We start from the raw sequence: 11961 nt of genomic DNA, 5'->3' as shown, positions 1-11961 counted from the left end.
CAATTGGCTAACAAGCCAGAAAAATCTAAATCCTCCATTACTTTTTTCAGGGTATAGACTGGATCGTCGTCAGGTAAACACAATTCGAAGAAACTGAAGTTAATTTTTTGTTGCCCTAATTCAAAAAAATCGTTATAATAATCTTTGGTTATCATAGTTCCATTATAACATGGAACGGAGTGAAGATGGTTGTCGTTAGCCATCTTTTTCTCTTTTTACGAAAAAGTTTCAGGGGCAGATTTGACTCATGTGAGTCAATCTGCCCCTGTTTGGAACTATCTATTTCCCGACAGCCCGCTGATAGTTATATTATCTATCGGCCTTGTTTACGAGGCATCTCCCATGCATTGTGATCTGTATGAAGCAGCATGTGAGCCTTGTGGGACATTGGTTTTTCAAGATAATCTGTATATAATTTTTGAACATCCGGATTCTCATGAGAGAAACGAATCTGTGCATTAGAATCAAGGAAATAGAGATTCTTGCCGCGTTCAAAAGCAAGTTCTTCTCCGTCGTGGATCGGCTGTCCGCCGCCGCCAACGCATCCGCCCGGGCAAGCCATAACTTCTACGAAGTCATAATGTACTTCACCGCGCTCGATCTGATCGATAAGACGGCGTGTATTGCCGAGACCATTTACAATGGCTGCCTTTACAACAGCGTCTCCCAGTTGGAATTCAGCAGTTACAATATCAGTTTCCTGACTTGTAGCACGAACAACTTTGAAAGCATCCGGTTCTGGATTCTTTCCGGTTACAAGGAAGTAAGCAGAACGAAGAGCTGCCTCCATAACACCTCCGGTTGCACCGAAGATCACGCCGGCACCGGAGCCTTCTTTCATAAGTGGATCACATTCGCGGTCTACAAGTGTAGAAGGTTCGATATGTGCAGAGCGGATCATACGGGTAAGCTCGCGGGTTGTGATAACGATATCTGTGTCATGTCCGGCGTATTCGCCGTAGAAAAGTTCCATATTACGTTCACCTTTCTTAGCTACGCAAGGCATAACAGAAACAGTTACCATGTCTTCCGGTTTTACACCGATAGACTCAGCGAAATAAGTCTTCATCACTGCACCGAACATCTGCTGCGGTGATTTTGCAGTAGAGAGCTGTGGTACAAGATGAGGATACTGTGATTTAATGAAACGGATCCAGCCAGGACAGCAGGAAGTAAACATCGGGCGTTCTTTTGTCTCGCCTTTTGTGAAGCGTTCCAGGAATTCGGTACCTTCTTCCATAATAGTAAGGTCAGCAGAGAAGGTTGTATCAAATACATAATCGACACCGAGGCGTTTCAAAGAATCCATAATCTTTCCAACCGTTGCTTCTCCTCGCTTCATGCCAAGAGCTTCGCCCCATGCAGTACGCACAGCCGGAGCTACCTGAGCTACAACAACTTTCTTCGGATCAGCAATTGCTTCCCATACTTTCTCTGTATCGTCGCGTTCACGCAGAGCGCCGACCGGGCAATGTGTAATACACTGGCCGCAAAGAGAACAGTCTGCTTCATTAATTGTTCTGTGACCGGAGACATTGACTGTAGAGCGGGAACCTGTTCCTTCCACATGCCATACATTCAGACTCTGGATCTTGTCACAGACTTGAACACAGCGCATACATTTGATACATTTTGCAGAGTCACGGATCAATGGGAAGTTTTTATCCCATGGCTGACGTTCCAGACGTTCACCAAATGGAATCTCAAGGATATTGAGATCATTGGCAATTTTCTGAAGAGAGCAGTTACCGCTTCTGACACAGGTTGCACATTTGCAGTCATGCTGTGAGAGGATGAGCTGCACCGTCTTTCTTCTGTCTGCCCGTACTTTTGGGCTGTTTGTATAAATTACCATGCCTTCCTGAGCAACATTGTTGCAGGATGTGATCAGGCGGTCATTGCCTTCTAATTCTACAACGCAGACACGGCATGCTGCAATTTCATTCACATCTTTCAGATAACACAGCTTTGGAATCGGGATTCCGTTCTGTGCTGCTGCTTCCATAATGGTAGTGCCTTCCGGCACAGAAATTTGTTTATGATCGATTGTAAAATTTACCATACTTTCTCCCGACCTCCTTTGAACAGACCATAACCGAAGTGGTCACAGCGCAGACAACGTCCGGCTTCCTGACAAGCTTCTGATTTGGTCATGCAGTTTTCAACACCTTCGAAATCGTGGATACGTTCACATGCTTCCCGTTCTGTCAGTTCCACGCGTCCGCATGGTGCGCGGTCATCGAGGTTTGGTTCCGGAATCTCAACGTCACATGTAATTTCATGGTGGTATCCAAGATACTCATCTATATTGGCAGCTACAACTTTCGCTGCGGCGATCGCACGAATAACGGTAGCAGGACCTGTTGCACAGTCTCCGCCGGCAAATACACCAGGAATATCGGAAAATCCACCGAAATTCTCAGCCATAATCTTACCGCGCTCAACAGGAACACCGGCATTTGCGAAATGTTCTGTTCGATATTTTGTCCGATTGCAACAACGAGTGTAGAACAAGGAATAAATTCATCCGGTTCTCCGGATGGTTTTACACTTGCACGACCGTCTTTGATCTTGCTGATCATCTGAGGTGTTACCCAGAGCCCTTTTACATGACCGTTCTCATCACGTTCAATGCGGGATGGAGCTTTCAATGTACATACTTCTACACCTTCAGAAATCGCACCTTCAATCTCAGCAGGAAGAGCAGTCATATCAGCGATACGACGGCGATATACACAGCTTACCTTCTTAGCACCGAGACGTACAGCAGTGCGGACAGCATCCATAGATACGTTACCGCCGCCGACGATTGCTACATCCTGTCCGGTAAGATCCGGAAGTTCGTTCTTACCGACAGCGCGCAGGAACTGTACTGCAGACATAACTCCTTCAGCGTTTTCGTTCTCCAGACCAAGTTTCTTATCTGTGCTGGCGCCAATTGTAATCAGGACAGCATCATACTCTTCACGGAGACTCTGGATTGTCATATCTTTGCCGATACGCATGCCGTATTTTACTTCTACTCCTGTTGCCAGGATTGCTTCGATATCATCATCTAAACGTTCTTTCGGAAGACGGTAGTTTGGAATACCGTAGCGAAGCATACCGCCAAGCTTTGGAAGCATTTCAAATACAGTAGCCTGATGTCCCATCAGCTGTAGATAGTAGGCAGCCGAAAGACCTCCCGGACCACCGCCGACAACAGCGACACGTTTTCCGGTAGATGGAGCACATGGCGGCGGTGGAACCTTGCCTGCAAAATCAGCAGCAACTCTCTTAAGACCTCTGATGTTAATTGCATCATCTACCATATTGCGGCGGCAGCGAGCTTCACAAGGATGTTCACAAATAAAACCGCAAGTAGTTGGGAATGGATTGTCTTTGCGGATCAGGCGGATTGCATCATCGTATCTTCCTGCACCGACAAGGGCAATATATCCAGGAATATCAACATGTGCCGGACAGAGTGCAACGCACGGTACCGGTTGATGATATGTACATGTACACCGTCCTTCGCGAATATGCTGTTCGTAATCATCACGGCATCCAATCAGACTTTTGTATACCATATGTGCAGCTTCATAGCCGATAGCGCAGTCTGCGGAATGCATGATAGAAAGAGCGGTTTCTTCCATTAAATCTAATGTGTCCATAGTAGCTTCGCCATTCAATACATCTGTGATTAAATGCTTCAGCTGTAAAAGTCCGATGCGGCAAGGCGCACATTTACCGCATGTCTGTGCATGGCACAATTCTAAAAATGCCCGTGTAATATCTACAGGACAAAGTCCCGGCGGGCTGGCTTCGATTCTATGTTCAAGTTCCTTATAAAGTCCTTCAACAACGAGCTGAGATTTACTAGGAGTAGGAATCTCAAGTCTGCTCATATTATCACTCTCCTTTTCGTAAAGATCTGTTTGATGGTCATTTACAGATATTGTAATATATAACAAAGTAAGAAACAAGAAAAGTTATTTTTTAGTCAAAGATTAACAAAAGTATCACAATATTTTTGAGAAAATCATTGACGAGATGAAGAATTCTTATAATAATGAAAGTATCGAAAAAGATATGACAGAATATAAAGAAAAGAAAACGAGGAGACAGTTGTGGAAAAAAATATAAAATTAAATATGAATGAGCCTGAAAAACTTGCAATTGTCGGAAAAGCACTCTCTTCAGAGATAAGAATTCGAATTTTAGGGCTTTTGGAAAATCGTTATTATAATATCAATGAGATTGCAGAGTTGCTTCAAATTCCTTCCTCTTCTGCTGCAATGCATATTAAAGTGTTGGAAGAAGCGGGACTGATTGAGACAGAGTTCAAGGCGGCAGTGCGCGGCTCCATGAAAATCTGCCGCAGGAGCGTAGGAAGTATCGCGATCCGTCTGGATGAGAAGAACTATGAGAAAGCAGAAACAATCCCAATGCCTATTGGAAATTTCGTTGATTATCATGTGGAACCGACATGTGGTATTGTATCAGGGACAGGACATATTGATATTGAAGATGAACCGGCAGTTTTTTATAATCCGAGAAGGACAGAGGCGAAGTTGATCTGGCTTGGCAATGGGTATCTGGAATATCGTTTTCCGAATGCAGCCCTGAAGAAAAATGTATTAAAGAGTATTGAAGTGTCAGCGGAGGTCTGCTCAGAAGATCATGAATATAATATGGACTGGGAGTCAGACATTACGCTTTGGATTAATGAGATTGAGGTTGGAACATGGAGAAGTCCGGCGGATTTCGGAGATCGCAGAGGAAGGCTCACACCGGCGTGGTGGCCTTCTCAGAACAGTCAGTACGGAATGATGAAAGTGTGGAAGATTGATTCTCAGGGAAGTTACCTGGATGGAGCTCAGACATCGAATACACCGCTTTTGGCATTTAAACTGGAGGAGAATGAATACATTTCTGTAAAGATCGGCATTAGTCCGGATGCAGCAAAAAAAGGCGGAATGAATCTTTTTGGCGATGAGTTTGGAGACTATCCACAGGATATTGTTATGCGGCTTATCTACGAATAAGAAAGAGACGTCTCTCCTCATTGACAGAGAGGAGCGCAGATGATATCATTAAACCAAGATAAATGTTTTAAAACAAAAATATTGTTATAAATGAAAGGAGATATGACATGAAAGAACAGTTAATCAAAGCGTTTCAGGAGTTGTTCGGGGAAGAAGGAGAGCTTCATGTTTACTTTGCACCGGGACGTGTGAATCTGATCGGGGAACACACAGATTATAATGGAGGCCATGTATTTCCGTGTGCGCTGACGATTGGAACTTATGCGGTGGCAAGGAAGCGTGAGGACAGAAAGATCCGTTTTTATTCTCAGAATTTCCCAAAGAGCGGAGTTGTAGAGACAAGCTTGATGACCTGACTCCATATGATGCTGCTGGATGGACAAATTATCCAAAAGGTGTTATGTGGGCTTTTGAAGGCCGCGGATATAAGCTGCCGTCAGGAATTGATATGTTGATCTATGGAAATATTCCAAATGGTTCAGGACTTTCTTCTTCCGCTTCTCTTGAGGTTCTGACAGGAACAGTTCTGCGGGATCTGTTTGGATTTGATGATTTGAGCATGACGGATCTTGCTCTTATCGGACAGTATTCAGAGAATAATTATAATGGAATGAACTGTGGCATCATGGATCAGTTTGCCAGTGCAATGGGCAAAAAAGATCATGCGATTTTCCTTGATACAAGCGATCTGAGTTATGAATATGCATGTGTTAAACTGGAAGATGCCAAGATTGTGATTACAAACAGTAAAGTGAAACATAGCCTTGTAAGTTCTGCGTACAATGACAGGAGAAATGAATGTGAGACTGCTTTAAAAGAACTTCAGAAAGTGATGGATGTTCCGTCTCTTGGAGCACTTACAGAAGAAGAATTTGAAGCTCATAAAGATGCTATTCAGTCGGAAGTAAGACAAAGACGGGCAAAACATGCAGTATATGAGAATCAGAGAACGATCAAAGCAGTGGAAGCTCTGAAAAATAATGATATCGAGAAGTTTGGAGCATTAATGAATGCGTCACATGTATCTCTGAGAGATGATTATGAAGTATCCTGCGAAGAAATCGATGTACTTGTTGAACTGGCATGGCAGATCGAGGGAGTTGTCGGATCAAGAATTACCGGAGGCGGATTTGGAGGCTGTACGGTCAGTATTGTGAAAAATGATGCAGTCGATACATTTATAGAGCAGGTGGGAAATGGTTATCGTGAGAAAACCGGACATGAAGCAGAATTCTATGTGGTGGAAATCGGTGACGGAGCCCGTGTGCTTTCCTAAAAAACGGATAAAAGAATAAGGGAGACGAGACATGTTATCAGAACAGATTAGAGATTTAGTGAATTATGGAATTAGAACAGGACTTACACCAAAGTGCGAGAGAATCTATACAACAAATCTTCTGCTTGATTTAATGAAGGAAGACAGCTACGAAGAAGTTTGGGAAGAAAAGGATCAGGAGCCGGAGTTGGAAGAGATTCTTTCAGAACTGTTAAATGAAGCAGTGAAACGGGGAATTATCGAAGACAGCATTACAGAACGGGATCTATTTGATACAAAGTTAATGAATTGCCTTGTACCGCGTCCGGCGCAGGTACAGGAAAAATTCTGGGAACTTTATAAAGAATCACCGGAAGCAGCGACCTCTTATTATTATGAACTGAGCCAGAACACGGATTATATCCGTCGTTACCGTGTAAAAAAAGATATGAAATGGAAAGTGGACAGTGAATACGGTGAGATTGATATTACAATTAATCTGTCTAAACCGGAGAAAGATCCAAAAGCGATTGCAGCAGCGAAAAATGCGAAAGCTCCAGCTATCCAAAGTGTCTTCTCTGCGTGGAAAATGAAGGATATGCAGGAAGATTAAACCATCCGGCCAGAGAGAACCATCGAATCATTCCGATTACGATTAATGACAGCCGTTGGGGATTCCAGTATTCTCCGTATGTATACTATAATGAACATTGTATTGTGTTTAATGGAGAACATACGCCAATGAAGATTGAGCGGAATACTTTTGTGAAATTATTTGATTTTGTAAAATTGTTTCCGCATTATTTCCTCGGATCAAATGCAGATCTGCCGATCGTAGGGGGATCTATTTTAAGCCATGACCATTTTCAGGGAGGTCACTATACATTTGCTATGGCAAAGGCAGAAATAGAGAAACCGGTAACCATTCCGGGCTACGAGGATGTAGAAGCAGGAATCGTGAAATGGCCTCTTTCTGTACTCAGAATACGGCATGAAGATGAGAAACGTCTGATTGATCTGGCAGATCATGTACTTCATGTATGGAGAAGCTATACAGATGAGGCGGCGATGATATTGGCGGAAACAGACGGAGAACCACATAATACGATTACACCGATTGCCCGTAAATGTGGAAATGTGTTTGAACTTGATCTTGTACTTCGGAACAATCTGACAACAGAAGAACGCCCGATGGGCTTGTATCATCCAAGAGACGAATATCACCATATTAAGAAAGAAAATATCGGCTTGATCGAGGTAATGGGACTTGCGGTTCTTCCGGCAAGACTGAAAACAGAGATGGAGCTTCTGGCAGATGCCATGGTTAGCGGAAAAGTCATTCGGGAAAATGAAATACTTGCCAAACATGCTGAATGGGCAGAAGAAATTCAGGCGGCACACAGTGAGCTGAACAGCGAAAATGTGATGGAAATTCTGAAAGAAGAGATTGGAAAAGTATTTGTTCATGTACTTGAAGATGCCGGTGTTTATAAGTGCACAGAAGAGGGAAGAGAAGCTTTCCTGAGATTTGTGCATACACTGTAAACTAAGAGAGGAAAAAACATGTTGAAAAAATCTTTTGGACAGACAAAAACGGGTGAGCAGGCAAGTCTGTATGTATTCGAAAACCGGAATGGGATGCTCATGGGTGTTACAGATTTTGGGGCAACTCTCGTAAATGTAGTAGTTCCTGATAGAAATGGACATCTTACAGATGTCGTGCTTGGATTTGATGATGTTAGCGGTTATGAAGCAAGCGATAAATTCTTTGGAGCTACTGTGGGACGAAATGCTAACCGGATCGGCGGAGCTTCTTTTGAATTAAATGGAAAGACCTATCTTCTTGCAAAAAATGATGGAGAGAATAATCTTCATAGCGGTTTGGACTTTTCTAATCAGAGAATGTGGGCGGTAGAAGAGACAACGGAGAACAGCATACGCCTGTCTTTGGAAAGTCCTCATATGGATCAGGGATTTCCGGGAAATGTAACGCTTTATGTTACATATATGTTGACAGAAGAAAATGCAGTAGAAATTTCTTATGAAGCGACTCCGGATGCTGACACCATTTTAAATATGACAAATCACAGTTATTTCAATTTGGAAGGACATGATTCCGGGAATGTGCTGCGTCAGCATGTGCAGATTGATGCAGAGGCGTTCACAAGAGCGGATGCAACATCCGTTCCGACCGGAGAAGTGGTTCCGGTTGAAGGAACACCGATGGATTTTCGTAATCCCACATTGATCGGTGCAGGAATTGATTCAGAATATGAGGCTGTACAGCTTGGTCACGGATATGATCATAACTGGTGTCTGAAGTATGACGGAACATTCAAAAAAGCCGCTGCGATGTACGCAGAAGGAACAGGGATTGGCATGGATGTATACACGGATCTTCCGGGAATGCAGTTTTATACAGGAAATTTTGTGAGCAATGTATTTGGAAAAGGCGGAACAATCTATCATGTAAGAAGCGGAGCTTGCTTTGAGACGCAGTATTATCCGGATGCAGTTCATAAACCACATTTCCAGCAGCCAATAACAAAGGCCGGAGAAACATATCGAACAAAAACAGCATATAGATTTTATCTATAAGTTATTGGGATATATCAAATCAAACAATTTGTGTTTTTAGGGAAAGTATAGTATATTAATCTCAACAAAAGAAATTGCCAATTCCCTTCAAAGGACCTTCGAGGACGCTTGCCTCGGAGGTCCTTTTACTATGTGCGGAAAATTATTGTATAAAAATATTTTTATATGAATTTTTCAAAAATGAAATGAAAGAATGCCGCGTTAATATAAAAAAGAAACTTGTTAAAAGAATAACAAAAAGAAATGTGTTTAAAATGCACAAAAATTGCATGTGAAATTAATGAAAAACGGTAAAACTTTATATTTGAAGATTGTTAACAATTGACATCTGACTAATATATTAGTATAATAGAGAAAACAATTGACATCTGACTAATATATTAGTATAATAGAGAAAACAAATTAATGAATTGTTGTGTTTATTGTTTAAAAAATAACAACAATTTATTTTAGAAAGAGAATGATTCATGAGAGAGAATGTAATGAAAAAAACGCTCCGTGAGCAAATCGCTGAGATACTGAGAAAGAAAATTTTGTCAGGAGAAATTAAGCCGGGCGAGAGATTAATTGAGGCAGAAATCTCGGAAGAGTATCAAGTCAGCAGAGGACCTGTGAGAGAAGCGCTTCGGCAGATTGAAGAAGAAGGGCTTGTGACTTATTTATCGCACAAAGGCTGTGTTGTGAGGGAGCTTACATATGAAGATATGCAGGAATCTTACTTGATCCGCTCCGCGCTGGAAATGTTAGCTGTTGAGATTTATGAGGCAAATTTGCCGAAGGAATATGAAGACGAGATGGAAGAAATCTTAAAAGAGATGGAAGGCGCATCGAGTACAAAAGATGTTTATAGTATTGTTGAATTAGATGAGCGTTTTCACTGCTGTATTGTGGAAGCATCCGGATGCAGTAAGCTTTTAAAAATGTGGAAAATGCTGGAAGGAGATAATGCAGCAACCTATCTTACAATGAGCAATGAAGTATTGATGCCGTTTGCGGTTATCGCAAGAAATCATCGGTGGATTTTGGAAGCGCTGCAGTCTCACAATGTCAGTGAAACACAAAGGAAGATCCGAGAACATTATATGGTTGTTCCACAGACGTTATATGAGAAAAAGCATAATAAAGAAAAAAAATAATTTTAGCAGAACGATAATGAAATCAAAGGAGGATGAAAAAGATGCTGAAATTTATTGGAAAACGACTTGCTTTTGCCGTACTGACGCTGTTTTTGATTGCTACGGCAACATTTTTCCTGGTAGCCGGAGCTCCGGGAGATCCTATTGCAGCGAAAGTAGGTCAGATGCCGGAACAGGCACAAGCCATTATTAATGCAAAATATGGTTTTGACCGTCCGGTAGTTGAAAGGTACTTCATGTATATGAAGAATCTAATCACAACAGGCGATTTTGGAGAATCAATTATTTACACGGGAAAATCTGCCAATGACATTATCCGTGATAATACGTTAATCTCCGCAAAGATAGGATTGATCGCCATAGCACTTCAGGCAACAATTGGTGTACTGCTCGGACTGATTGCAGCGCTGAATCGAGGAAAGCCGGTAGATCATATCATCAGGGTATTAGTTGTACTTGCGATATGTGTTCCAAGCTTTGTATTTGCGGCGCTTCTGCAGTATTTCCTTGCATTCAAGTGGAAACTTGTTCCGGTATTCGGATGGGGCGAGCTGAGGCATTACATTCTTCCGGTAGCAGCATACGCCATCGGCGGAATTGCTTCCTATTGTAAGTATATGAGAAATAGTACGTTATCTGTTATTAGTGAAGATTATATTGTGACGGCGAAAGCAAAAGGCTGTACGAAAAAAAGAGTTGTTCGCAAACACATTTTAAGAAACTCTATGATTCCGATCGTTACGATGATCGGTCCGGCAGTTGCAGGTATTTTCGCAGGTTCCTTTATTATTGAGAAAATGTTCGCAATTCCGGGACTTGGTTCTTATTATGTAAAAGCAGTATCAGATAATGATTATACGATGGTAATCGGATTAACGATCTTCTTTGCAATTCTCTATGTACTTGCATTGATTATCGTAGATATTTTATATGGTATTGTCGATCCTAGAATCCGCGTGGCAAAAGGCAAAAAGTAAGTGAGGTGTAGAGATGAGCGAGAATACGAAAAACAATATGGAAGATATGTCTCTTACAGATGACTTATTCGAGCGTGTCGGCACGAAAGGATTGTCTGGAGAGGAACTTGGAAAAAAATCTCTTACATACTGGGCGGATGTATGGAGAAGATTTCGTGAAAATAGCTGGCGCTGTTTGGAATGATCCTGCTCGTGACAATTGTCGTGCTTCTGTTTGTGGGACCTGTCATTTCAGGAAAAGATTATCAGTATATGGATCCGTCGCAGAAAGATTTACTTCCGAATTCTGAATACTGGTTTGGTACAGATGATATGGGACGCGATTTGTTTACCCGTGTCTGTGTTGGAGGACGTATTTCTATTTATATCGGTCTGTGCTGTACAGTAGTAATGTTTGTAATCGGAGCACTTGTTGGAGCGCTCGCAGGTCTGAAAGGCGGACTGGTAGATGACATTATCATGAGAATCTGTGAATTTGTCGGAAACCTTCCATACCTGATTATTGTTGTTATTCTTTCAATCGTACTTGGACGAAGCCTGTTTTCTCTTGTCTTTGCGATGTCGCTGACAGCATGGGTTGGAACAGCCCGTATGGTTCGAGGACAGATCCTTCAGATTAAAGAACAGGATTATGTACAGGCGGCAAAAGCGCTTGGAGCAGATACGAAAAGAATTATTATCAAACATTTACTTCCCAATACGCTTGGAATTATCATGGTAGACATTACAATGTCTGTACCTGGATTTATTTTCAGTGAGGCGTTTTTAAGTTATATTGGGCTTGGAGTCAGACCTCCGGAAACAAGCTGGGGTGCTCTGGCAAGTGCCGGACAGCAGCAGCTAATGTTCTATCCGCACCAGTTATTTTTCCCATGTTTGCTGATCGTCCTGACGATTCTTTCATTCCATTTGATCGGTGACGGACTTTCAGATGCATTGGACCCGAAACTTAGACAGTAGGAGATCGT

Annotated in this window: 7 protein-coding genes and 4 pseudogenes; 8 read left to right on the top strand and 3 right to left on the bottom strand. The window is 42.2% G+C overall.

The genetic code is table 11. From position 1 onward, the window contains the following. From DWX73_RS13705 to DWX73_RS08730, 3 genes and pseudogenes are all read right to left on the bottom strand, one after another. Positions 1-155, bottom strand: a pseudogene (locus tag DWX73_RS13705) (transposase); the annotation flags it as partial. Between the two features lie 158 nt (positions 156-313). Beyond that, entirely contained in the window at positions 314-2062 is a 1749-nt protein-coding gene (locus DWX73_RS08735; protein WP_118348432.1) for a [FeFe] hydrogenase, group A, read from the bottom strand. Then, a pseudogene (locus DWX73_RS08730) lies at positions 2056-3887 on the bottom strand (NAD(P)-binding protein). Before DWX73_RS08730 ends, DWX73_RS08735 begins: the two are co-directional and overlap by 7 nt. A gap of 222 nt (positions 3888-4109) precedes the next feature. Between DWX73_RS08730 and DWX73_RS08725 the strand changes: the two are divergent. From DWX73_RS08725 to DWX73_RS08695, 8 genes and pseudogenes are all read left to right on the top strand, one after another. Further along, the gene (locus DWX73_RS08725) at positions 4110-5027 is read left to right on the top strand and encodes an ArsR/SmtB family transcription factor (protein WP_118348431.1); all 918 of its coding nucleotides are present in this window, start codon (positions 4110-4112) and stop codon (positions 5025-5027) included. 107 nt (positions 5028-5134) lie between these two features. Next, positions 5135-6303: pseudogene (locus DWX73_RS08720) on the top strand (galactokinase). Between the two features lie 31 nt (positions 6304-6334). Next, a pseudogene (gene galT / locus DWX73_RS15555) lies at positions 6335-7827 on the top strand (UDP-glucose--hexose-1-phosphate uridylyltransferase). A gap of 18 nt (positions 7828-7845) precedes the next feature. Then, positions 7846-8880: an aldose epimerase family protein gene (locus tag DWX73_RS08710; RefSeq protein WP_118348430.1), complete on the top strand. Its 1035-nt coding sequence runs from the start codon at positions 7846-7848 to the stop codon at positions 8878-8880. A 467-nt stretch (positions 8881-9347) separates the two neighbouring features. Continuing rightward, complete coding sequence (locus DWX73_RS08705; RefSeq protein ID WP_118348429.1) at positions 9348-10016, top strand: GntR family transcriptional regulator; 669 nt, start codon at positions 9348-9350, stop codon at positions 10014-10016. 41 nt (positions 10017-10057) lie between these two features. Further along, the gene (locus tag DWX73_RS08700; protein WP_242996762.1) at positions 10058-10993 is read left to right on the top strand and encodes an ABC transporter permease; all 936 of its coding nucleotides are present in this window, start codon (positions 10058-10060) and stop codon (positions 10991-10993) included. Positions 10994-11006: 13 nt separating this feature from the next. Beyond that, entirely contained in the window at positions 11007-11177 is a 171-nt protein-coding gene (locus tag DWX73_RS15015; protein ID WP_330413580.1) for a hypothetical protein, read from the top strand. Beyond that, positions 11174-11953 carry an ABC transporter permease gene (locus DWX73_RS08695; RefSeq protein WP_330413579.1) on the top strand — a complete coding sequence of 260 codons (780 nt, stop codon included), beginning with the start codon at positions 11174-11176 and terminating at the stop codon, positions 11951-11953. The genes DWX73_RS15015 and DWX73_RS08695 overlap by 4 nt, the downstream gene beginning before the upstream one ends. The last annotated feature ends 8 nt before the right edge of the window (positions 11954-11961 follow it).

Source organism: Coprococcus sp. AF21-14LB (genome assembly GCF_003458885.1).
Taxonomy (GTDB): Bacteria; Bacillota; Clostridia; order Lachnospirales; family Lachnospiraceae; genus UBA9414.
This window is presented reverse-complemented; position numbering and strand designations above follow the sequence as displayed.